Here is a 22,594-nt window from a genome sequence, read left to right on the forward strand (position 1 = left end):
TCTTTATATATAAACTAAATTAATTTTCAAAAGACCAAGCCAAGGACTCGCCGGCAGCCAAGGGAACTAAACGTTGTCCGTCAGCATAACCTAATTCATCTGGAATAGTAAATGCTTGACGCTTAAGCGTTACTGTCTCTTTATTAATAGGTAAGCCATAAAAGGCAGGACCATTTAAACTTGCAAAACCTTCTAACTGATCCAATTTGCCTGCTTTTTCAAATGCTGTCGCATAAAGTTCCAAAGCATGCAAGGCAGAATAGCAACCTGCACACCCACAAGCCGCTTCTTTTGCACCCTTAGCATGGGGAGCACTGTCCGTCCCTAGGAAAAAGCGTTTATTTCCACTTGTTGCTGCCTCAACTAAAGCTAAACGATGCTCTTCACGCTTTAAGACTGGCAGACAATAATAATGCGGACGAATACCGCCTTGGAATATGGCATTACGGTTATACAGTAAATGTTGTGGGGTAATCGTAGCACCAATAGGTCCCTCTGCATCACGCACATACTGAGCACCATGCTTGGTCGTAATATGCTCAAAAACTACCTTTAAGGTAGGAAAACGTTTACGCAAAGGCAACATTACACGATCGATAAATACAGCTTCACGATCAAATAAATCCACGGTAATATCTGTAACCTCACCATGCACTAATAAAGGAACCCCTTTCTCCTGCATCATCTCTAATACGGCAGAGCAGTTCCCTAACAAGTCTGTTACTCCTGCATCTGAATTAGTAGTCGCACCAGCAGGATATAATTTAAACGCTTTAACAAAACCACTGTCAGCTACCTTCAACACCTCTTCGATACTAGTATTATTCGTCAAATATAAGGTCATTAACGGTTCAAAACCAGAGATATTCTGTTGCTTCATCACCTGCAAAATACGGTCTCTATAAGTTTTTGCTAACTCTACAGTCGTTACAGGAGGCTTTAAATTTGGCATCACAATAGCCCGAGCAAATTGCCGAGCAGTATCTTTCAGTACGGCAGAAAGTGCCTCACCATCTCTCAAATGTAAATGCCAATCATCTGGACGTATAAATGTAATTGTTTGTTCCGTTAGCTGCATAAACTGTGCCATCCTTAGTTTTTTATCCACAATAGTTAATATTTTACAAACTCTACCAAAAGAAAATTGCTCTTTTATAAATAAATAGCTTAAAATCACCCAGTACACACATTTTATAAATATACACAGGAGTATATAAATGGCAGAAAAGAAAGTTGCTGCAGAAAAAAAACCAGCTCGTAAACCTAACGCAGCGTTCATGAAACCTTTAACACCAAGTAAAGAATTAGCCGCAGTTGTTGGCTCTACTCCTTTACCTCGTACAGAAGTAACTAAGAAAATTTGGGACTATATTAAAGCTAACAACTTACAAGACGCCGCTAACCGTCGCAATATCAATGCTGACGCTAAATTACGTCCTATTTTTGGCAAAGACCAAGTTTCTATGTTCGAAATGACTAAACTAGTTAGCCAACATTTAAAATAAGTAACATACTATTGTTGCTTAGCTAATCAATGACTAAGCATATTAATAGCACGAAGCCTTATCTAATACGATAAGGCTTTTTTATTACATGAATATTTTTCATATTTTTCAGAAAAAAATATCACGTCCAACCTTATTCATCGTCCACACGTATATTGATATACTGCTATTTCCATGAATTTTTTAAATAAACAAATTAAACAAATACAATGAACACTTTATTTCCTAATGCTAAACTCCGTACACAAGCCCCTTACCGTTTTGATATCGTCGGTAGCTTTCTACGTCCTGAAACACTCAAACTAGCACGCCAACAATGTGCTTGTGGCGAATGTAGTCCTCAACAATTACAAACCGTAGAAGACCAAGAAATTCAAAAACTTGTACAAAAACAAAAGGCAATTGGCTTAAAAGCCGTAAGTGATGGTGAGTACGTCATACGTGGTGGCACTTAGACTTCCTCTATAATCTCAAAGGTGTGGCATTAGAAGATGTAGAGAAATACTCAACAACTTTTAAGCACATATGCACCGTCCTGTAACACTTCGTATTGAGAATAAAGTCGAATGGAATCCGGAACACCCTTTTTTGGAGCACTTTACACGTTTGCATAAAGAGGCTAATGGTTATCCTATCAAATTCACCATTCCATCACCTAGCATGCTTCACCTAATTACGTGTGTTCGTACAGCTAATCCACAACTCATTGATCGTTACAAAAATAACCAAGAATTGTTATTCCAAGATATTACACAGACTTACTTAGATGCTGTCAAAGCCTTTTATGACTTAGGGTGTCGTCAATTACAATTAGATGATACCTCATGGGGGGAGTTCTGCTCTGAGGAAAAACGTGCACTCTACACTTCCCAAGGTGTGGATGTAGATGCTGTCGCAAAACGCTATGTAGAGGTTCTTAATGCTATCCGTCAAGCTGCTCCAGCTGATATGGCAATTACTATGCATATTTGTCGCGGAAATTTTCGTTCGACCTGGTTCTCTAGTGGTGGTTATGAGCCTATTGCTGAAATTTTATTTTCCAACTGCCATGTTGACGGTTTTTACCTTGAGTACGACAGTGATCGTGCTGGTGACTTTAAACCATTACGTTTTATTAAAAATCAACAAGTTGTTTTAGGATTAGTAACCTCTAAATCAGGAACATTAGAAAACCGCGATGATATTATTGCTCGTATCAAAGAAGCTACTCAATTTGTTGATATTAATCAACTTTGCTTAAGCCCACAATGCGGTTTTGCTTCTACTGAAGAAGGTAATATCCTCAGTGAAGAGGAGCAATGGCAAAAATTAGCCTTCATTCGTGATATCGCTGAAGAGGTTTGGGGGAAATAATGGATTTGCGTCAAAAAATTGCTGATAGCCCAATGAGTGGCTATCAGTGGCTAGTTGTATCTCTCGCTGTCCTATTAAATATTCTAGATGGTTTCGATGTACTCGCTATCGCTTTTACTGCCAAAAGTATTAGCGGTGAGTTAAATCTACAACCTGCTCACATTGGTACTTTAATGAGTGCTGGTTTTATTGGTATGGCATTAGGATCATTTTTTCTTGCTCCTTTCGCTGATAAGTTTGGACGACGTCCACTATTGATTACCTCAACGGCGATCGCCTCATTAGGCATGTTGATGACCTATTTTTGTTCTAGTTTAGAAAGCATCACTTTTTGGCGTGTTTTTACAGGCATAGGTGTAGGTGGGATTTTGCCATGTACAAACGTTATTGTCAGTGAATATTCAAATAAAAAATGGCGTGGTCTAGCTATTGCAATATATGCCGCCGGCTTTGGCATTGGTGCTACTTTGGGGGGAATGTCTGCTATTTTATTACAGACAGCTTATGGTTGGCGTTCTGTATTTCTAACAGGTGCTATTCTAACTGGAATTACTGTTATAGCCATTACTGCTTTTTTACCCGAATCTGTAGACTATCTACTCTCAAAGCGTCCTAGCAAGGCATTACAAAGACTTCAAACTATCGCCCAAAAAATAAAAAAAACTGGTGAATGGACATTAGTTGATATATCTCCTCAGCAAAAAAAGGGCTCTTTCTTCCGTCTTTTTGAACCGAGCAACCTTGTAACGACCGTATTAATCTGGTTAAGTTTTATTGGAGTAATGTCTAGTTTTTACTTTGTAAGCTCTTGGACACCAACCTTATTGGAAACTGCGGGAATGAGCAAGACACATAGCCAATCCGTGGGTATAGCAATCTCATTAGGTGGTACTATCGGATCACTTGTTTTTGGGTTTATCGTCAGCAAATACTCAGCAAAATCTACTTTAATGGCTTTTACTGTACTATCTGCTATTGCTGCCATTTGGTTTGTCAACGCTAGTATTTTAGCCATCGCTATTACTCTAGCTATTCTTGTTGGTGCATTAATGAACGGTTGTATCACAGGATTATATACAATTAATCCCACCCTCTACGACGCTGATTATCGTAGCACAGGCGTTGGTGCTGCTATTGGTGTTGGTCGTTTAGGCTCAATCCTCTCTCTCCTCTCCTCGCAGGTCATCTATTACAAATAGGATGGAGCAAAGAAAACATTTACTTTACCACAGCCTTCATTATGCTATTTGTAACACTGACAATTTTTTTGCTGAAATCAAAAAATCGCTAAAAAATAAAACTCCTTCAACTCTTATATATGAGTTAAGTCGTTTTCCGTGTAAAATAGACAAATATATGATGAGTGATGCAACCAATGCTTCTCTTCAATGCTTATTTTTAAAACTTTTTATGGGTTTGTATTATGTCAGCAAAAATTACATACACACTAACAGATGAAGCGCCAATGTTGGCGACATATTCTTTTTTACCTATTGTTAAAGCCTTTACTTCTGCCGCAAGTATTGACGTAGAAACAAAGGATATCTCTTTAGCTGGTCGTATCCTAGCCAATTTATCAAGCTATTTAAAAGAGGATCAAAAAACAGCCGATGCCTTAGCTGAATTAGGCGAATTAGCAAAGAAACCAGAAGCAAATATCATCAAATTACCAAATATCTCAGCGTCTATTCCTCAATTAAATGAGGCAATTGCTGAATTACAAAAACACGGTTTTGCTGTACCAGATTATCCCGCTGATCCAAAAACTGATGAAGAAAAAGCGATCAAAGCAGCCTATTCAAAAGTATTAGGCTCTGCGGTAAACCCTGTATTACGTGAAGGTAACTCAGACCGTCGTGCACCAAAAGCTGTAAAAAACTATGCCAAAAAACACCCTCACTCAATGGGCGCTTGGTCTAAAGACTCAAAAACAAAAGTTGCCCACATGGATGATAGTGATTTTTATGGTTCTGAAAAATCCGTCACTGTACCTAACGAAACACAATTCAAAATTGAATTTGTAGCAAAAGATGGTGCAGTTAAAGAATTAAAAGCATTAACTAATCTTAAAGCTGGTGAAGTCATCGACTCATCTGTGATGAGCCTCAAAGCTTTAAAAGCATTTGTAAAAAAAGCAAAAGACGAAGCTAAAGTCGCTGGTGTATTATTCTCTGTACACCTAAAAGCTACTATGATGAAAGTTTCTGACCCAATCATTTTTGGTGCTGTAGTATCTGTTTTCTTCGAAGACGTATTCACTAAATACGCCGACTTATTTGCTGAATTAGGTATTAATCCAAACAATGGTTTAGGCGAACTTTATGAAAAAATTGCAGGACATGCAAAAGAAGCTGAAGTAAAAGCGGCTATTGATGCAGCTATTGAAAATGGTCCAGCCATTGCTATGGTCAACTCTGACAAAGGTATCACTAACTTACACGTTCCTTCTGACGTTATTGTAGATGCATCAATGCCTGCCATGATTCGTACCTCAGGTCAAATGTGGAATAAAGACGGTAAGCAACAAGATACTTTTGCTTTAATCCCAGATCGTTGCTACGCTGGTATCTATACTGCTGTTATTGATGACTGCAAAGCAAACGGCGCCTATGATCCTGCTACGATGGGCTCAGTACCAAACGTGGGTTTAATGGCTCAAAAAGCGGAAGAATATGGTTCACACGATAAAACTTTCCAAGCAGAAACTGACGGCGTTATTCGTGTTGTTGATGCGGCTGGCAACGTATTTATGGAGCACAATGTTGCTCAAGGCGATATTTTCCGTATGTGCCAAACAAAAGATGCTCCTATCAAAGACTGGGTCAAACTTGCCGTTAACCGTGCTCGTTTATCCAATACACCTGTCGTATTCTGGTTAGATAGTGCACGTGCTCATGATCGCGAAATCATTGCTAAAGTTGAGACTTACCTCAAAGAGTTTGATACTAACGGCTTAGATATTCGCATTCTTTCACCTGTAGAAGCATGCAAATTCTCAATTGCTCGTATCCGCAAAGGCGAAGATACAATTTCAGCAACAGGTAATGTGCTTCGTGACTACTTAACTGACTTGTTCCCAATTTTAGAGCTTGGTACATCAGCTAAAATGCTTTCTATTGTTCCTCTTATGAACGGTGGTGGTTTATTTGAAACAGGTGCAGGTGGCTCTGCTCCAAAACATATTGAGCAATTCATCGAAGAAGGTTACTTACGTTGGGATTCATTGGGTGAGTTTTTAGCTTTACAAGCCTCATTAGAGCATGTTGCCGAAACACAAAAAAATGCTAAAGCACAAGTATTAGCAGATGCATTGGACGAAGCAAATGCTAAATTCCTAGATAACGATAAATCACCTGGACGTAAACTTGGTACTATCGATAACCGTGGCTCTCATTTCTATTTAGCGATGTACTGGGCTGAAGCATTAGCAAATCAAAGCAAAGACGCAGAGTTAGCTACTAAATTTGCACCTGTAGCAAAAGCTATGCAAGAACAAGAATCAAAAATCAACGAAGAATTGATTGGTTCTCAAGGATCAGCAAAAGATATCAAAGGTTACTATCAACCTGATTTCAATGCGACTTCTGCAGCAATGCGTCCATCTGCTACATTAAATAGCATTATTGATAGCATTTAATTGTTTTAAGTTAAGAACTCATTATTTGTAGAAGTTCAGACTTCATCTGACAGTTCCCCGTTTGACAAGCGGTGTCTGTCAGATTAGATTTAGCTCAGCTTTTTGCTGTTCCAAATCTGTTTACCATCAATCAATGTTTCTATGGGTGTTCGCCCACAGCACATCTTTCCTTGATGAGTTCGTTCATTATTATAGAAATCAAGCCATTCGTCTAGGTCTTTTTGCAAACTATCTAAATCAGCATAGAGTTTTTTGCGGAACGTTACTTGATAAAACTCCTGCAAAATGGTCTTATGGAAGCGCTCGCAAATACCATTGGTTTGAGGTGATCGAGCCTTAGTCTTTGTATGCTCAATTTCATTAATAACTAGATAAAGCTCATAATCATGATGCTCTACCTTACCGCAGAACTCTGTTCCTCTATCTGTCAGAATGCGTAATACAGGTAAATCATGCTCTGCATAAAAAGGTAATACACGATCATTAAGTAAGTCTGCAGAAGTAATAGGGGTTTTAGAGGTGTATAGCTTACAATGCGCTACTTTACTGTAAGTATCGACATATGTTTGCTGATAAATACGTCCTACCCCTTTTAAATGCCCCACATAAAAGGTATCTTGTGAACCCAAATAGCCAGGATGCGCGGTTTCAATCTCACCCATGGCTTGCTCTTCATCTTTCTTGCGTTCAAGAGCTTGTATTTGTTGCTCATTCAGAATAATTCCTTCTTGCTGTACTTTCGCCTCTAAGGCGTTTAGACGTTTGGTAAAGTTCTCCAAGTTGTGCCGCAACCAAACGGAACGAACACCACTAGGTGATACAAATATTCCCTGTTTACGCAACTCATTGCTAATTCTTAGTTGACCATAGGCAGGATAATGAATCGCCATCTCTATCACCGCTAACTCAGTGGCTTCGTCCACTCTATTTTTAAGGTTAGGCACCCGTCTATTACGATCAATGAGTGCCTCTATACCGCCTTCTTCAACCAATTCTTTATAGCGATAAAATGTATCCCTCGATACGCCCATAATTTTGCATGCTTGCGACACATTTTTTAATTGCTCTGCTAAATTAAGCAGTCCTGCTTTATGTTTAATCACATTATTGGTAGTATGTAACATGAGAGTTTCCTTTTGTTTGTTTAAAAGATTCGCACCTCTTATTCAAACGGGAAACTCTCTTTTTTGCAACTCATTTGTCAGATTTGGTCTGAACTTCTACAATTTATTTTTAAATAAAAACTTGTTTAATCGCTCTTTATAAGCATTACTAATATGATCACTTGCCATCTGTGCTGCTTTTATCGCATCACGGGCTTCAAGTGCCTCTACTATTTGCTGATGTTCTATCTGTGCTTGAGTAGCCCGTTCTTTATTTTCTAAAGTACTTGTACCAAGCAGTAACATCGAATTTTGTAATGCTTGTAAGGTTTTTAATAAATATCGATTATGCCCACATGTATATAAAACCTGATGAAAAATCTTATTATTCTTAGCAATAGTCTGGGGATTCGTCTCGGTTAAATCTTTTTCCATGATATTTCTAAGAACAGATATCTCAACATCTGTCGCATGCCTAGCCGCTAATCCAGCTGCGGTACTTTCCAAAACTCTACGCATCTCATAGAGCTCACCTACCATACTTTGATCCAACTCGGTAATAATTAATCCTCTCCTAGGATCGTTACTCACTAATCCCTCATTAACCAAGCGTGCTAGAGTTTCACGAATCGGTGTTCTACTAATCCCTAAACGAGCTGCCAATTCAGTTTCTTTTACACGCATACCAGGGAACATGCTCCCATCTGCCAATGCATTGATAATATGATCATATGCCTGATCTGCCACTGTTAAACCTTTATCGTAAGAATCTCCTTCTAAGTCTGTCATAGACTTATCGGTACTCCCATTTGATGATTTCTTTTTCCTCAATGTCATATAAATAATTAGTAATAATAAATGATAAACAATCATACACTTTATTCTTTACTCATTCAAATACACTTGCAGTTTTTCTATCTTTGTGTACAATAATATACAAAAGTATTCAAAGGTGATTTATGGATGAAATATATGATGTAATAGTAATAGGGGGAGGCAATGCTGCACTATGCTCCGCTATATCCGCGAGAGAAAATGGGGCAAAGAAAGTCTTATTATTAGAAAGTGCACCTAAAGTATGGCGCGGTGGCAATAGTGCTCATACTCGTAATCTACGCTGCATGCATGATGCTCCTACCGATGTTTTAACTGATAGTTATCCAGAAGATGAATTTTTCCAAGATGTCTACCGAGTAACAAAAGGTCAAACCAATGAAGATATGGCTCGTTTTGTGATTCGTTCAACAGCGACCTGTACGACATGGATGAAAAAGTATGGTGTACGCTTTCAACCGTCTTTAGGAGGAACACTACATTTAGGTCGAACGAATGCCTTCTTCTTAGGTGGAGGAAAGGCTCTTGTCAATGCCTACTACAAATCTGCTGAAAAATTAGGTATCGAAATCAGATATGAAACAGAAGTCATTGCCTTAAATATGGATCAGAATACGTGTCAATCTATTACCGTCATAGATAATACGAAAAAAGAATATGAGCTTAAGGCAAAATCATATGTGATTGCATCTGGGGGGTTTGAATCAAATCGTGAATGGCTAGAAGAAGCATGGGGCAGCGCTGCAAGAAACTTCCTTATTAGAGGAACAAGATATAACCAAGGTAAGCTTCTTAAAGAACTTATTCGAAATAAAGCACAGATTATAGGAGACCCTACTCAAGGGCATGCTGTTGCTATTGATGCACGCTCTCCATTATATGACGGAGGAATTGTTACTCGAGTTGATTGTGTTTCTTTAGGCATTGTACTTAACAAAAATGGTCTTAGATTTTACGATGAAGGTGAGGATTTCTGGCCCAAAAGATATGCAATCTGGGGAAGACTTGTCGCCCAACAACCAGATCAAGTAGCCTACTGTATTATTGATTCAAAAGCGATTGGAAAATTTATGCCTTCGGTATTTCCATCTATCAGTGCAAATACAATCGAAGAATTAATTGAAAAAGTTGGCTTGCCTGTCGAGCAATCGCTAACAACTATTAATGAATACAATGATGCTGTCCAACCGGGTAATTTTAATCATAATGAGCTAGACAACTGTCAAACGGTTGGACTATCCCCTAATAAAACACACTGGGCACTAAAAATTAACCAAGGTCCCTTTTATGCCTACCCATTAGCAACTGGGATTACTTTCACATATATGGGGGTGAAAGTTGATAAGAAAGCTAGAATCTTTATGGACAATAACACGCAAGCTACTAATATTTTTGCGGCAGGCGAGATTATGGCAGGTAACATTTTAAGTCAGGGATATGTTGCTGGTTTTGGCATGGCAATTGGAACAGTTTTTGGTCGTATCGCTGGTGAGGAGGCCGCAAAAAATGAAAGTAATTAAGATAGTTGACGAGGCAAAAAAATCTATTGGTATCTGTAATTCATGCCGTTATTGTGAAGGGTTCTGCCCAGTATTTCCTGCAATGGAAAAACGTCTAGAATTTAATACAGGTGATATTCATTACTTAGCCAATTTATGTCACAACTGTAGTGAATGCTTTTATGCGTGTCAATTTGCACCACCTCACGAGTTTCAAGTTAATATTCCTCAACAACTTGCAAAAGTAAGAGGTGATACGTATCTTGAATATGCGTGGCCAGCACCTTTAAGTCGCATTTTTTATAAAAATGGTTTAATTGCTTCTCTGGTATTCCTATTAGCCTTAATTGCATTGTTCTTTGGTGTCAGTAATTTAGATACTCAAGAACTCAATGGAAATTTCTATCATATCTTCCCTCACAACTTCCTTGTCACCGTATTTGGACTAAGTTTTATCTGGGTAATAATTTGTTTATTTTTAGGATTTAATCACTTTCTAAAAGATATTGGTGAATCATTCCATTCGCTATTTAAGCCCAAATATCTCAAACAGGCATTAAGTGAAGCATTAACACTAAAGCATTTACACGGCAACGTAAAATCTGGCTGTACATACCCAGACGACAATATATCCCCTTGGAGAAGAAGATTCCACCACTTCACCTTTTATGGGTTTATGCTATGCTTCTTGGCAACTGCTGCAGGAACAGTAATGCATTATGTATTTAACCTCCCTGCCCCTTACCCAGTGTTTAGCTTACCTAAACTAAGTGGCATCACAGGAGGAATTTCACTAGCTATTGGAACAATGGGTCTATTTGTACTAAAACTAAAAAGTGATACAAATACAAAAGATATTCGACAAATGGGGATGGATTATGCATTTATTATTCATCTTTTCTTAGCCGCTGTTACTGGTTTATTGTTAATGATCTTTAGAGAAACCAATGCATTAGCTAGCTTATTGGTAATTCACTTGAGCGTTATTTTATCTCTTTTTATTACAATGCCATTTGGTAAATTTGTACACGGTTTTTATCGATTGGGAGCCCTTTTAAAATACGCTAAAGAAAGTCAAGAACACTAATAACGAATAAGGTTAGCAATAAAACTTTCTTTGGAGACTACCTCCCTAAAGTTAAACGCTTAAGGGAGGTAATTTATTTTGTTAAAGGAAATATCTCTAAACAACCACCTACCCTTTCTGTGCTAATAAAGAGACTATTTCAGGTAATGTAGCTGCTGGTTTTTCAGCTAAACATGATGCAAACGTCTGTTTGATCGCCTCAGCCACTACTTGATAGTCATGATTATCAGTAGTCATCTCCGTATAATATGACAAATCCTTATAAGCATTAGATAAAGCAAACCGAAAACTTGAATCATCATTAGATTGGATATAAGGTTTCATACGGTTTAACACGACCCCTTGCCCTCCGCCTGCGTCTAAAATATCAATCAGCACATTAGCATCAATGTCTGCTTTTCTAGCTGCTGCCACAGCTTCAGATAATACAGCGGTAAACCCTAATGAGACGAAATTATGAATTAATTTTAAGCGATGCCCTGTACCTACTTTTCCTGCGTAAACAATATTTTCAGCAAAACAATTTAATAGAGGTTTAACACGTAGGAAAATTTCTTCATCACCCCCTACAATAAGATTTAAGCGTCCTTCTGCGGCTTCCTTAGGCGTTCTAGTCATTGGCGCATCAATGAAAAATGCCTTTTTCGCTTGTACCGCCTTTGCCAACTTAACTGTTGATGTTGGAATCGCTGTCGAGCAATCAATAACTATACTCCCCTCTCGTAGGTTTGCTAATAAGCCATCTTCCTGATAAAAAATACTTTCAACCTGAGGTGAGCCTGTTACACAAAGAATAATCACTTGTGTAGATTTAGCTAATTCAGCTACCGAATCAACTAACTTAGCCCCTTGACTGAGTAATATATCAACAGGTTGATTACCACTATGATTTAAAATAGTTAACGAATGGCCATGCTTAACAATATTACTTGCAATCCCATGGCCCATTAAACCAACACCAATAATACCGATAGATTGTTGTTCGCTCATTATTTCCCGCCTCTATAAGTGTTTAACAACAGCATCGCCTATCATTTGTGTGGTGGCACATCCTTTCATATCTGGCGTATGTGGACCATGCTCTAATACTGTTTCAATAGCTCGCATAATATCATCATGAGCTTTTTGGAAATTTTCATGCTTGTCCAAAAATTGCAGCATCATCGCCCCTGACCAAATCATCGCGATAGGATTAGCAATATTTTTGCCATAAATATCGGGGGCTGATCCATGAACTGGTTCAAATAATGAAGGGAAATCACGTGTTGGATTAATATTAGCAGAAGAAGCAATACCAATAGTACCTGTACATGCGGGCCCTAAATCAGACAAAATATCACCAAATAAATTAGACGCTACTACTACATCAAAACGTTCTGGTTGCAATACGAAACGAGCAGCTAAAATATCAATATGATGTTTATCCCATTTAACATCAGGATAGTCTTTCGCTACATCAGCCAATCGCTCATCCCAATACGGCATACTGATAGAGATACCATTAGATTTGGTTGCAGAAGATAGATACTTTCTTTCTCTTTTTTGAGCCAAATCAAACGCATAACGCAAGATACGATCAACACCTCGACGACTAAAAATTGACTCTTGCATGACGATTTCATGCTCTGTTCCTTCATAAATTTTGCCACCAACGGATGAGTACTCACCTTCAGTATTCTCACGTACTACTAAGAAATCAATATCGCCTGCTTGTTTATTCGCTAAAGGACATGGTACGCCTTTAAAAAGACGTACGGGTCTTAAATTAACATACTGATCAAACTCTCGTCTAAACCTTAACAATGATCCCCACAATGAGACATGATCAGGGACACTCTCAGGCCAACCAATTGCCCCAAAATAAAGCGCATCATATTCTTTTAAAATAGCAAACCAATCATCCGGCATCATCTTGCCATGCTCTTGAAAATAATCACAACTTGGCCACGAAAAGCTTTCAATCTCTACAGGTAAATGATATTTCTTAATAATCGCATCTAATACTTTTAAACCCTCTGGTAACACCTCTTTTCCAATACCGTCACCAGCCATAGCCGCAATTTTATATGTTTTCACAATATTTTCCTTCTATCTATATTAGTCTAGTTATCATATTTACCATGATATTGAATTATGGTTTTTGTCGTACTCATCTCTTCTAAAGCAACAAAACCTTTTTCACGCCCATGGCCACTACGTTTCATCCCTCCGAAAGGTAGCTCAACACCACCTCCCGCACCAAAGCCATTAATATAAACCTGCCCTGCTTGCATTCCTTTAGCTACTCGTGTTTGTCTCCCGCCATTCTCTGTCCAAACAGCCCCCATCAAACCATATTTAGTCGCATTAGCCAAAGCAATAGCATCATCTTCCGTATCAAACGGCACCGCCACAAGGACTGGTCCAAAAATTTCATCTTGTAAAAGCTGACTATCATGTGTGTCACTAGCAAACAAGATAGGACAAACGAAAAAGCCTTCTTTAGGAACATTCGCATCAATAGATCCCTCTGCAATAACTCGTAATCCTTCTTGCTTACCGAGGTTGACATAATGATTTACACGATCAAATTGAGCTTTATTCACAACAGGGCCACAACTTAAATCCATTTCTGGTGTACCTGCTTTTGTCTGTGTAAACTCTTGTGCGAGAATAGTTAAAAACTCTTCAAAAACATCCTTTTGAATTAATACACGACTACCTGCTGTACATGTTTGTCCCGTATTAGCAATAATACCTTTTACGATTAATTTTGCAGCATGCTTAAAGTTAGCATCATTAAATACAATATGTGCAGACTTACCTCCTAATTCTAGTACACACTTAACCGCATTTTTTGCCGCTGCGGCTTGTATTAAAGCGCCTACTTCTCCCGAGCCAGTAAATGAAATAAAATTAATATCCGCATGTGAAGCCAAACTAGCACCCACTTCCTCCCCCAGTCCTGTTACAACATTGAGAGCCCCTGGTGGAAAACCTACTTCTAATGCTAACTCAGCCACACGAATAATAGACAGACAAGCATCCTCTGCTGGCTTCACCACTGCCGCATTACCCATAGAAACACTACGCCCAAACGTCTGCGCAGGGTAGTTCCAAGGAAGAATATGAGCCGTTACACCTAATGGCTCCCTAATCACTTGCACAGCATAGTCATTTAAAAAGGGAATGGTTTCTCCATGCAACTTGTCTGCACCACCCGCATAAAACTCAAAATATCTAGCCAACACCTGTATATCATTACGAGCAGTGGTGATTGCCTTACCCGTGTCTTTTGCTTCCAATTGAGCCAACTCTTCCGCACAGTCTAAAATTTTATTAGATAGTTTAGTTAATAACCGTCCTCTTTCTGTAGCCGTCAATTTCCCCCAATCAGCAGACAACGCAGCTCTTGCCGCTTTAACAGCTATATCTACATCATCACTCGAACCACGAGGAATTGTGGTAAAGACTTCGCCAGATGCTGGAGCAATTACCCCCAACGTCTGCCCTGAAAGTGAGGCAACACTTTTGCCATTGATAACCATATTAGGCATCGACATCTCCATCTATTATTTATTAGGTGTTATAGCAATTAAATCATTATTTAATGCTTGTCTGGCCATTACGTAAATTAGTAAGAGCCCCTATAGATGTAGATTACAGAAAAACCTATACTCAACAAAGCTACTGATAAGATATTGTAGTTAAACGAAAATTTCTTTCTTAGAAACAACCTTCTCCTAAGGATAAAGAATATGAAAAAATCTTTATTACAAAAATTTTTGATTGCAAGTATTTTTACTGGTATTTGCACTACAAATGCATTAGCAGAACACTCCTTTAAATTAGCTTATGCCTTATCGAAGGACTCTCATTATGGCGTAGCAGCCCATGCCCTTGAAGAAAAACTTGACGAAATAGCGCCTAAAGAATTCAAGGTTGAACACTTTGCAAATAGTACCCTTGGTGGTGAACGTGAAGTTATCGAAGGGATTCAGCTAGGTACTATCGATGCCGCCATTATCTCAACAGGTGCTGTATTAAATTTCGTTCCACAAGTAGGTGTATTTGATATTCCATTCCTATTCAGAGACCTACAACATGCACGTAAAGTATTAGATGGGAAAATTGGACAAGATTTACTTAAAGAATTTGAACAACGAAATATCATTGCACTCGCTTGGGGAGAACAAGGGTTTCGCCATTTAACGAATAACAAACGTGCTGTCAAAACACCAGAGGATGCTAAAGGGTTAAAAATTCGTACAACTGAGAATGATGTGCATATCCAAGCATTCAAAGCACTGGGCATTCTAGCAACCCCAATGGCATGGCCTGAAGTAGCACCAGCACTACAACAAGGAACCGTAGATGGGCAAGAGAATCCAATTTCTGTCATCGTTTCAATGAAATTAAATCAGATACAGAAATACCTTTCACTAACTGGACATGTGTATTCACCTGCTTTAGTCCTATTTTCTCCCTCTTTTTATAACAACTTAACACCAGAGAACCAAGAGAAACTAAAAGAAGCAACAAAAGTCGCTGTAGTTGCTATGCGTAAATATGTAAATAAGGTAGAAGCATCAGGCGTAAAAACACTAAAAGAAGCGGGAATGAATGTCACCGAAGATGTTAATCGAGCAGCCTTTGCAAAAATCGTGAAAGGCATCTATCCAGACTACTACAAACGATATTCCAAAGAACTAATAGATAGCATTGCTAATACTGAATAGAATAACTCATTAAATAAAACGTTATTTCAAGCTGCCCCCATAAGTATATAGCAACATTATGGCGGGCAGTTTTTTCATATATGTTATAACCGCTTTACTAATGAGACCTTCATAAGCTCAGGTTATTTATTTCTTAATTTTGCTAATTCCTCTTGAGCAATATCAATCCGTACTAATGACTTTTCAACCAATACTTTAGCCACCACTTGAATCTCATCTCCAACAGCACCAGCCATCATTGCTATATTTTTTAATAATCTTAGCCGCTCAGAATGGTTACTACCTTCAACAAACCCACTAACCACTAACCATATACTGCTGAATAGTTGCGGCTAATTCTTTTAAAGGCTCTGCAACCTTTCTAATCAATGTATTCATATCCATATTAGCAGAAGGAACACTAACGTTTATAGCATAAATACCATGCGGTGCTAATGCATGCTTGACTGTTACGGCTATCGCCAAAATTTCTTTGGAAAATTCTCGTTCTGATACCGTATATCCATGTTTTTTAATAAACGTCTCTTGTTTCTGGAGAATAGCTAATTTCTTGCCATAATCATCTGGATATAATCTTACTAGATCCGAATTAATAATTTTCTTATCATGTTCACTAAGACTTGCATAATAAGCCCTCCCAATTGCTGTATCTGGTAATGGCACAGTAGAGCCAATCTGTAATTGAACAGTTATTTTTGCAGGTGATCGTATACTTTGCAAATATAACATTTCTCCATATTGAGCAATGGCCACACTCACCGATACATTATGCGTAGTGGCAAAATTAAGTAATAATGGTTTAATTTGTTCCGTCACATCTATACTTTTTTGTCCCATTACAAGCTCTTGTAATCTAACATCAGCGACATATAAACCCGTCTGTTGATTTTGCTTTAAAAACTTTAAATTCATCAATGTTTTTAATAATCGAGTCACTGTGGGCTTAGGAAGCTTTGTCATCTCACATATTTGGTGATAACTCATACCATGAGGATAAAGACTTGTTAAATATAAAACACTAAGCCCCCTAGCCAAAGCAGTAACAAATTGACGATTATTCTCTTTTTCAGCCTTTTCTATTGCCAATAAGATTTCGTTGAACACTTTATGTTTCCCTTTACATCTCTATTAAGATACGTTAAATTATTGCTTATAATAAAACATTTTTTCGCATAGCGAAACAAAATAGCTTATTTAGGAGAATAAAATGCAAAGCCCTTCTTTTAACTGGCAAGACCCATTCTTACTCATAGATCAATTATCGGATGAAGAGCGTATGGTTCTTGAAACAGCTGAGTCTTTCTGTCAGGACGTATTAATGCCAGGCATATTAGAAGCCAATCGCAATGAACACTTTGACCGAGACCTTATGTTAAAAATGGGGGAATTAGGTTTACTTGGTTGCACGATTCATGGATATGGATGTGCTGGTATGTCAAACGTCTCATATGGCCTTATCGCCCGTGCGGTTGAGCGTGTAGACTCAGGTTATCGTTCGGCAATGAGTGTTCAATCAAGTCTTGTCATGTATCCAATTTACGCTTATGGAACAGAAGAGCAAAAACAAAAATTCTTACCTAAATTAGCCAAGGGGGAAATGGTTGGTTGTTTTGGACTGACAGAGCCTAATGCAGGTTCAGACCCATCAAGTATGCAAACGCGTGCTCGTAAAACTGATGGTGGCTACTTACTCAATGGTAGCAAAATGTGGATTACTAATAGCCCAATTGCTGACGTAATGGTAGTCTGGGCAAAAGATGATCAAAATATCATTCGTGGCTTCACTCTTGAAAGAGGCATGAAAGGTCTAAGCACTCCAAAAATTGAAGGTAAATTCTCTTTACGTGCCTCTATTACTGGTGAAATCGTAATGGATGATGTATTCGTTCCTGAGGAAAATGCTTTCCCTGAAATTCGAGGGCTTAAAGGACCTTTTGGATGCTTAAACAAAGCTCGTTTTGGTATTGCTTGGGGAGCTTTAGGAGCAGCTGAGTTTTGTTGGCATGCTGCCCGTCAATACACATTAGATCGCACACAGTTCAACCGCCCTCTTGCAGCGACTCAGCTTGTACAGTTAAAACTCGCTAACATGCAAACAGAAATTAGTCTTGGTCTTCAAGCTGCCTTAAGAGTTGGGCGTTTAATGGATGAGAATCGTGCATCGCCAGAAATGGTCTCATTAATTAAACGAAATAGTTGTGGCAAAGCACTAGAAATAGCACGTGTAGCTAGAGATATGCATGGTGGCAATGGTATTTCTGATGAATTCCATGTTATCCGTCACGTCATGAATCTGGAGGCCGTCAACACCTACGAAGGGACTCACGATATTCATGCTCTCATTTTAGGTCGGGCACAAACAGGTATTCAAGCATTTGCTTAATAACTTTATATAACACCAGAAAAAGCTAGGATTTAGTATGTCAATCAATGAACAAAAAACTCAAGCCTTACAAAGGATTAAAGTACTAGATTTGTCACGCGTACTTGCAGGTCCTAGCTGCACCCAAATACTGGCAGATTTAGGGGCAGAAGTTATTAAAGTGGAACGCCCAATAGTCGGTGACGAAACAAGACAATGGAATCCACCTGTTTTCCCTGACGGTACTTCTGCCTATTTTGCAACTGTTAATCGTAATAAAAAATCAGTAACAGTAGATATTACTTGCCCCGAAGGACAAAATATTATTCGCCAGCTTTGTGCTGATGCTGATATTCTGGTTGAAAACTTTAAAGTTGGTGGTCTCAAAAAATATGGCTTAGATTATGAATCATTAAAGAAGCTTAATCCTCGACTTATTTATGCTTCACTTACAGGATTTGGTCAAACAGGTCCAGAGTCTCATCGTCCCGGATATGATTATATTATCCAAGGTATGAGTGGTTTAATGAGCATTACTGGACCAAGTGAGGGACTACCTCATAAAGTTGGCGTAGCTGTTGTAGATTTGTTTACGGGTCTACAGCTTGTTATTGGCATTCAAGCCGCCCTAATCGCCCGTCAATTTACCGGAAAGGGGCAGTTAGTTGATGTTTCACTTTTTGACAGTGCTATCACAATGACAGCTAATATTGGACAAAACTATCTAGCCAATCATCAAGTTCCACCACGCTTAGGCAATGCTCACCCAAGCATTGTCCCTTATCAAGTTTTTGAGACAAATCAAAATCAACACATTATTCTTGCATGCGGTAACGACTCCCAATTTGCCTCTGTCTGCCGTGTTATGCAAACAGAATGGAATACCGACACTCGCTTTTCAAGTAATCCAAATCGAGTCAAGTATAGAGAAATTCTCATCCCGCTTATGTCAGAAATTTTTGTGACTAAATCGCGAGACGAATGGCTTACTTTATTTGAAGAGGCTGGTGTACCTTGTGGCCCAATTAACACCATTGCAGAAGCTATAGAAATGGAGCAAACACTGCAAAGAAATATGATTATTGACTTTGCCAAGTTAGGAAGACCTGTCCAAACGCTAGGAAATCCTATCAAACTATCAGATACACCTGTTCAATATCGCAACCCACCACCTACTCTTAGCGAAAATACAGATGAAATACTTTCTAGATACTATAGTACTGAACAACTTCAAGAGCTCAAAAAGAAAGGTGTTGTTTGATAAGATGCAGTCTAAGTTTTGCTAAGCAAACAAGTTTTATTGACTATCTAAATTATTCTTGCTACGTATAACCTAGCTATACTAATTACAAACAAAAAGTTTTCAAAATATTAGGAAAATTTTATTAATAAGATGACAGAGAAATCTGGTAAATATGACAATAATTCTGAGTCTAATCAGATAAATATATTAAAAGATCTACAAAAGAAAAACTCACCACTAAACCCTATAAGACTTTAGTGGCGAGTCATTAATACTTAAAGTTTAAATATTAAATAACTTAATAAATTTAAACCTAAAGCATATATTGACCACCATTCATATTCACATTTGCACCAGTCAAAAATCCTGCTTTTTCACTAGCCATGAAAGCAACTAAACCTGCTAATTCTTCTGGCTCACCTAAACGTCCTACTGGAATTTTAGGCAACAGTACATTATTCATTACATCTGCAGGAATAGCGGCTGTCATATTTGTGCGGAAAAATCCTGGAGAAATAGAATTAACAGTAATTCCTTTGCTTGCAAATTCTAGTGCAAGTGTTTTTGTGAATCCAGTGATGCCTGCTTTAGTCGATGCATAGTTTGCTTGACCAAAATTACCCGCTATACCACTGATAGAAGCAATATTAATAATACGCCCCCATTTTTTAGCCAACATACCTTCAATAAATGCTTTTGTCATGTTAAACATACTGTCTAAGTTAACACCCATAACCTCATCCCAAGCCTGTTTGGTCATTTTCTTAAAGCTTGCATCACGTGTAATGCCCGCATTATTTACTAAAACGTCAACGACATAACCATCAGCTTGTACTGTTTGAGCCAAAGCTTGAGCAGAATCAAAATCACTAACATCTACAGGATAGGCTTTAAAGGTATACCCCTCTGCTGCCTGTTGAGCTAGCCAAGCTTGTGGATTCTCTTGTGGTAAATGGGTTACTAGTACTGTATATCCAGAATCATGAAGTGCACGAGCAAAAGCTGTACCTAATCCACCTGTACCACCTGTAATTAATGCTGTATGAGTTGTCATTTCCGTTATCCTCTTAAGAAACATTATGGTTATAACTCTTTCTATTCTACTCTTATTCAATTATAAAAATAAGACAAATGACATTACTAGCATGTTATTCATATAAACAGAAAAAAGCTCCTATGGAATAAGAGCAGTTCAATAAGTTGAGTGTTTTTCAGGGTTGTTTGTTATTGACTCGCAGAGGCTATGGGGTTTGATGTGCTTGATCGCTCTATTAGCGTCTATGCTGATGAGGTTAGCAATGTAAGCGTCCGGTGAACACATGTATTCATTCCTGCTAAATTGCGCGACACTATGGTTTTGCGTATGTTAGGAGAAATCAATGCCGTCTTTAATGCGTATCGAGACCGCCCAACGAGTGGGAATTCAAGAGCAAGCGTCTAGCCTACTGGCACTAGATAGAATCATCCTGGTGAGTGAGGCGACAGATTTACGAGCGGGGATGGATACCTTGCGCACTAAGGCAATTCAGCGCTTTGGTCAGGTGGCACCTCACGAAGCCTATGTGTTTATGAATCGCACGCACACGCTTCTTAAATTACTCATGCACGATGCGATGGGGTCGTGGCTATGTGTTCGTCGACTACATGAAGGACGCTTTCACGGTGCAGGCTCACGGATGAATCCGGCACTGTCAGCAGAACAACTGCAGGCCTTAGCCTTGGGGCTGCCTTGGCATCGTTTAGGTGAAGCCGGTATCTATCGTTATTGTTAGTTTGATCGTGAGCTAAGTGGGGCGATCTTGTCAATTAGGTATTCTCGGGATCGCTTATTTTATCGGCATAAGGCATACTACGTCTTATGCCGAATTCTTTTGCTTTTCTTTCCTCTGATTTATCCCAGTTAACTGCTGAGNACTAAATGGGGCGATCTTGTCAATTAGGTATTCTCGGGATCGCTTCTTTTATCGGCATAAGGCATACTACGTCTTATGCCGAATTCTTTTGCTTTTCTTTCCTCTGATTTATCCCAGTTAACTGCTGAGCAGTTGCGCGAACTCGTGCTGCAACAACAAGCCTTAATTGCTCAACAAGACGCATTGATTGTAAAAAAAGCAGCACAGGTGGAAGAAAAGGATCTGGCCTATCGTCGTGTTCTGAGCGCTTACGAACAAGTGAAGATGGAGTTGGCGATCTTAAGACGCATCAACTTTGCTAAACGTAGCGAACAGCTCCCTGACCTACAAGCGAAACTTTTTGAAGATGACGCCNTTCCCACTCGTTGGGCGGTCTCGATACGCATTAAAGACGGCATTGATTTCTCCTAACATACACAAAACCATAGTGTCGCGCAATTTAGCAGGAATGAATACATGTGTTCACCGGACGCTTACCTATGAAGTCGCTGCCGGCGTGCATCAACAACTTTTAGCAGATGCCCAACGTGTCAAAGATGTCCGATTATTACCTGGACATTTTATGGAGATTCAGCAGGCTATGGGCGTTGCAAAACAGGCGGTCTCAAGAGTGATTGACTATTTAAATCAATTCTTAGCTCAGCACAGGGGACTAATTAAGTCTTAAACGAACAAGCTAGTTGGATGGGATGAGAGCAAAAGGAATTAAGCCTCACGTAACTTTTTCTTCCTAGGTTTTCGATAAAATAATAGTCGCTATCTAAAAGTAGTCCTTGATCACTCTATTAGTCTCTTGCGTATGAGGTTAGCAAAGGATAATATCAGGTAGGAATAGCGAGCGAGAATTGTCTGAAGGGGTGGTGATGGTTGTAGGGGGTTATTTTAATGGCGATGAGTTTAAACCGTGGAGGGGGAGCTAGTTTGTTATGGTCGCTAGACGTAAAAAACCCTCTAGAGGGAGGTCTAGAGGGTTTAGCGAATAAGAAGCTTGACGATGCCCTACTTTCACAGGTGTCCACCCACTATCATCGGCGCAAAGGTGTTTCACTGTCCTGTTCGGGATGGGAAGGAGTGGGACCACCTTGCTATGGTCGTCAAGCGTAAAACGGTTACGGCTTGTTGGTTAGCCCTTTGGAAGAAGCACAAGGTTGGTTCAATGCNAAACAATTGGCTTGCCTTGACGCGCCTCTTGGAAGACGCTCAACTGCCGATGGATAATAATGCGGTAGAGAATTTGATACGTCCACTCGCGATTGGTCGCAAGAATTGGCTCTTTGTAGGTTCAGAGAAAGCGGGTCGACGTGCGGCTGCGGTGATGTCGTTAATTCAATCGGCTAAGC

21 protein-coding genes, 1 rRNA gene and 1 pseudogene are annotated in these 22,594 nt (G+C 39.0%); 13 read left to right on the plus strand and 10 right to left on the minus strand.

Annotated elements, in window-relative coordinates:
• Positions 1-19: 19 nt before the first annotated feature.
• Complete coding sequence (pyrC, locus tag BQ4443_RS05405; protein ID WP_031274392.1) at positions 20-1,078, minus strand: dihydroorotase; 1,059 nt, start codon at positions 1,076-1,078, stop codon at positions 20-22.
• 139 nt (positions 1,079-1,217) lie between these two features.
• Here pyrC and BQ4443_RS05410 point away from each other — a divergent pair, with 139 nt between their 5' ends.
• The 5 genes from BQ4443_RS05410 to BQ4443_RS05425 all read left to right on the plus strand — a co-directional run bounded on the left by BQ4443_RS05410 (position 1,218) and on the right by BQ4443_RS05425 (position 6,495).
• Positions 1,218-1,505: an SWIB/MDM2 domain-containing protein gene (locus BQ4443_RS05410; protein ID WP_023950353.1), complete on the plus strand. Its 288-nt coding sequence runs from the start codon at positions 1,218-1,220 to the stop codon at positions 1,503-1,505.
• Between the two features lie 209 nt (positions 1,506-1,714).
• A complete protein-coding gene (locus tag BQ4443_RS12605) occupies positions 1,715-1,960 on the plus strand; it encodes a hypothetical protein (protein WP_256330901.1) in 246 nt (81 codons plus the stop codon).
• A gap of 70 nt (positions 1,961-2,030) precedes the next feature.
• A complete protein-coding gene (locus BQ4443_RS05415) occupies positions 2,031-2,858 on the plus strand; it encodes a 5-methyltetrahydropteroyltriglutamate--homocysteine S-methyltransferase (RefSeq protein WP_256330902.1) in 828 nt (275 codons plus the stop codon).
• Positions 2,858-4,057, plus strand: coding sequence for an MFS transporter (locus tag BQ4443_RS05420; RefSeq protein WP_218118027.1), 1,200 nt, complete (start codon positions 2,858-2,860; stop codon positions 4,055-4,057). Before BQ4443_RS05415 ends, BQ4443_RS05420 begins: the two co-directional genes overlap by 1 nt.
• Positions 4,058-4,281: 224 nt before the next feature.
• Positions 4,282-6,495 (plus strand): NADP-dependent isocitrate dehydrogenase, encoded by a 2,214-nt coding sequence (locus tag BQ4443_RS05425; protein WP_071058261.1) that lies wholly within the window; start codon positions 4,282-4,284, stop codon positions 6,493-6,495.
• 89 nt (positions 6,496-6,584) lie between these two features.
• On the opposite strand, the gene BQ4443_RS05430 is transcribed toward BQ4443_RS05425, so the two are convergent.
• Both BQ4443_RS05430 and BQ4443_RS05435 read right to left on the minus strand, forming a co-directional pair.
• The gene (locus BQ4443_RS05430; RefSeq protein ID WP_071057811.1) at positions 6,585-7,619 is read right to left on the minus strand and encodes an IS481 family transposase; all 1,035 of its coding nucleotides are present in this window, start codon (positions 7,617-7,619) and stop codon (positions 6,585-6,587) included.
• Between the two features lie 96 nt (positions 7,620-7,715).
• Positions 7,716-8,387 carry a GntR family transcriptional regulator gene (locus BQ4443_RS05435; RefSeq protein WP_071058320.1) on the minus strand — a complete coding sequence of 224 codons (672 nt, stop codon included), beginning with the start codon at positions 8,385-8,387 and terminating at the stop codon, positions 7,716-7,718.
• A 170-nt stretch (positions 8,388-8,557) separates the two neighbouring features.
• On the opposite strand from BQ4443_RS05435, the gene tcuA reads away from it, so the two are divergent.
• Positions 8,558-9,952, plus strand: coding sequence for an FAD-dependent tricarballylate dehydrogenase TcuA (gene tcuA, locus BQ4443_RS05440; RefSeq protein ID WP_071058262.1), 1,395 nt, complete (start codon positions 8,558-8,560; stop codon positions 9,950-9,952).
• The gene (gene tcuB, locus BQ4443_RS05445; protein ID WP_256330904.1) at positions 9,939-11,018 is read left to right on the plus strand and encodes a tricarballylate utilization 4Fe-4S protein TcuB; all 1,080 of its coding nucleotides are present in this window, start codon (positions 9,939-9,941) and stop codon (positions 11,016-11,018) included. Before tcuA ends, tcuB begins: the two co-directional genes overlap by 14 nt.
• A gap of 108 nt (positions 11,019-11,126) precedes the next feature.
• Here the strand turns inward: tcuB and BQ4443_RS05450 are convergent, their stop codons facing one another.
• Genes BQ4443_RS05450 through BQ4443_RS05460 form a run of 3 tightly spaced genes read right to left on the minus strand, consistent with a single transcriptional unit; the run spans position 11,127 to position 14,554 of the window.
• Positions 11,127-12,008 (minus strand): NAD(P)-dependent oxidoreductase, encoded by an 882-nt coding sequence (locus BQ4443_RS05450; protein ID WP_071058264.1) that lies wholly within the window; start codon positions 12,006-12,008, stop codon positions 11,127-11,129.
• Positions 12,009-12,020: 12 nt separating this feature from the next.
• Entirely contained in the window at positions 12,021-13,097 is a 1,077-nt protein-coding gene (locus tag BQ4443_RS05455; protein ID WP_071058265.1) for a tartrate dehydrogenase, read from the minus strand.
• A gap of 23 nt (positions 13,098-13,120) precedes the next feature.
• Complete coding sequence (locus BQ4443_RS05460) at positions 13,121-14,554, minus strand: aldehyde dehydrogenase family protein (RefSeq protein ID WP_071058266.1); 1,434 nt, start codon at positions 14,552-14,554, stop codon at positions 13,121-13,123.
• A gap of 201 nt (positions 14,555-14,755) precedes the next feature.
• Between BQ4443_RS05460 and BQ4443_RS05465 the strand changes: the two genes are divergently transcribed.
• Positions 14,756-15,736: a TRAP transporter substrate-binding protein gene (locus tag BQ4443_RS05465; RefSeq protein ID WP_071058267.1), complete on the plus strand. Its 981-nt coding sequence runs from the start codon at positions 14,756-14,758 to the stop codon at positions 15,734-15,736.
• 122 nt (positions 15,737-15,858) lie between these two features.
• Here the strand turns inward: BQ4443_RS05465 and BQ4443_RS05470 are convergent, their stop codons facing one another.
• The gene (locus tag BQ4443_RS05470; protein ID WP_071058268.1) at positions 15,859-16,041 is read right to left on the minus strand and encodes a hypothetical protein; all 183 of its coding nucleotides are present in this window, start codon (positions 16,039-16,041) and stop codon (positions 15,859-15,861) included.
• A complete protein-coding gene (locus tag BQ4443_RS05475) occupies positions 16,034-16,840 on the minus strand; it encodes an IclR family transcriptional regulator (RefSeq protein WP_023949645.1) in 807 nt (268 codons plus the stop codon). The genes BQ4443_RS05470 and BQ4443_RS05475 overlap by 8 nt, the downstream gene beginning before the upstream one ends.
• Positions 16,841-16,943: 103 nt before the next feature.
• Here BQ4443_RS05475 and BQ4443_RS05480 point away from each other — a divergent pair, with 103 nt between their 5' ends.
• Complete coding sequence (locus BQ4443_RS05480; RefSeq protein ID WP_071058269.1) at positions 16,944-18,119, plus strand: acyl-CoA dehydrogenase; 1,176 nt, start codon at positions 16,944-16,946, stop codon at positions 18,117-18,119.
• A gap of 37 nt (positions 18,120-18,156) precedes the next feature.
• A complete protein-coding gene (locus tag BQ4443_RS05485; protein WP_071058270.1) occupies positions 18,157-19,359 on the plus strand; it encodes a CaiB/BaiF CoA transferase family protein in 1,203 nt (400 codons plus the stop codon).
• A 295-nt stretch (positions 19,360-19,654) separates the two neighbouring features.
• On the opposite strand, the gene phbB is transcribed toward BQ4443_RS05485, so the two are convergent.
• Entirely contained in the window at positions 19,655-20,395 is a 741-nt protein-coding gene (gene phbB, locus BQ4443_RS05490; RefSeq protein WP_023949651.1) for an acetoacetyl-CoA reductase, read from the minus strand.
• Positions 20,396-20,720: 325 nt separating this feature from the next.
• Here phbB and tnpB point away from each other — a divergent pair, with 325 nt between their 5' ends.
• Together tnpB and BQ4443_RS12765 are read left to right on the plus strand one after the other, a co-directional pair.
• Positions 20,721-21,113 carry an IS66 family insertion sequence element accessory protein TnpB gene (gene tnpB / locus BQ4443_RS05495; protein WP_023950278.1) on the plus strand — a complete coding sequence of 131 codons (393 nt, stop codon included), beginning with the start codon at positions 20,721-20,723 and terminating at the stop codon, positions 21,111-21,113.
• A 589-nt stretch (positions 21,114-21,702) separates the two neighbouring features.
• Positions 21,703-21,921 (plus strand): type 2 periplasmic-binding domain-containing protein, encoded by a 219-nt coding sequence (locus tag BQ4443_RS12765; protein WP_071058272.1) that lies wholly within the window; start codon positions 21,703-21,705, stop codon positions 21,919-21,921.
• Between the two features lie 319 nt (positions 21,922-22,240).
• Here BQ4443_RS12765 and rrf read toward each other — a convergent pair.
• Positions 22,241-22,353 (minus strand): 5S ribosomal RNA (gene rrf, locus BQ4443_RS05510).
• 69 nt (positions 22,354-22,422) lie between these two features.
• Between rrf and BQ4443_RS05515 the strand changes: the two are divergent.
• A pseudogene (locus tag BQ4443_RS05515) lies at positions 22,423-22,594 on the plus strand (transposase); the annotation flags it as partial.

It is taken from the genome of Pelistega sp. MC2 (assembly GCF_900099475.1).
In the GTDB taxonomy this organism is placed as follows: domain Bacteria; phylum Pseudomonadota; class Gammaproteobacteria; order Burkholderiales; family Burkholderiaceae_B; genus Taylorella; species Taylorella indica.

Coding starts and splice junctions, on each gene's coding strand:
- phbB (WP_023949651.1), bottom strand. CDS start 20,395: ATGACAACTCATACAGCATTAATTACAGGTGGTACAGGTGGATTAGGT.
- BQ4443_RS12605 (WP_256330901.1), top strand. CDS start 1,715: ATGAACACTTTATTTCCTAATGCTAAACTCCGTACACAAGCCCCTTAC.
- BQ4443_RS05430 (WP_071057811.1), bottom strand. CDS start 7,619: ATGTTACATACTACCAATAATGTGATTAAACATAAAGCAGGACTGCTT.
- BQ4443_RS05450 (WP_071058264.1), bottom strand. CDS start 12,008: ATGAGCGAACAACAATCTATCGGTATTATTGGTGTTGGTTTAATGGGC.
- BQ4443_RS05410 (WP_023950353.1), top strand. CDS start 1,218: ATGGCAGAAAAGAAAGTTGCTGCAGAAAAAAAACCAGCTCGTAAACCT.
- pyrC (WP_031274392.1), bottom strand. CDS start 1,078: ATGCAGCTAACGGAACAAACAATTACATTTATACGTCCAGATGATTGG.
- BQ4443_RS05485 (WP_071058270.1), top strand. CDS start 18,157: ATGTCAATCAATGAACAAAAAACTCAAGCCTTACAAAGGATTAAAGTA.
- BQ4443_RS05415 (WP_256330902.1), top strand. CDS start 2,031: ATGCACCGTCCTGTAACACTTCGTATTGAGAATAAAGTCGAATGGAAT.
- BQ4443_RS05460 (WP_071058266.1), bottom strand. CDS start 14,554: ATGCCTAATATGGTTATCAATGGCAAAAGTGTTGCCTCACTTTCAGGG.
- BQ4443_RS12765 (WP_071058272.1), top strand. CDS start 21,703: ATGAATACATGTGTTCACCGGACGCTTACCTATGAAGTCGCTGCCGGC.
- tcuA (WP_071058262.1), top strand. CDS start 8,558: ATGGATGAAATATATGATGTAATAGTAATAGGGGGAGGCAATGCTGCA.
- tnpB (WP_023950278.1), top strand. CDS start 20,721: ATGCCGTCTTTAATGCGTATCGAGACCGCCCAACGAGTGGGAATTCAA.
- BQ4443_RS05480 (WP_071058269.1), top strand. CDS start 16,944: ATGCAAAGCCCTTCTTTTAACTGGCAAGACCCATTCTTACTCATAGAT.
- BQ4443_RS05465 (WP_071058267.1), top strand. CDS start 14,756: ATGAAAAAATCTTTATTACAAAAATTTTTGATTGCAAGTATTTTTACT.
- BQ4443_RS05435 (WP_071058320.1), bottom strand. CDS start 8,387: ATGACAGACTTAGAAGGAGATTCTTACGATAAAGGTTTAACAGTGGCA.
- tcuB (WP_256330904.1), top strand. CDS start 9,939: ATGAAAGTAATTAAGATAGTTGACGAGGCAAAAAAATCTATTGGTATC.
- BQ4443_RS05420 (WP_218118027.1), top strand. CDS start 2,858: ATGGATTTGCGTCAAAAAATTGCTGATAGCCCAATGAGTGGCTATCAG.
- BQ4443_RS05425 (WP_071058261.1), top strand. CDS start 4,282: ATGTCAGCAAAAATTACATACACACTAACAGATGAAGCGCCAATGTTG.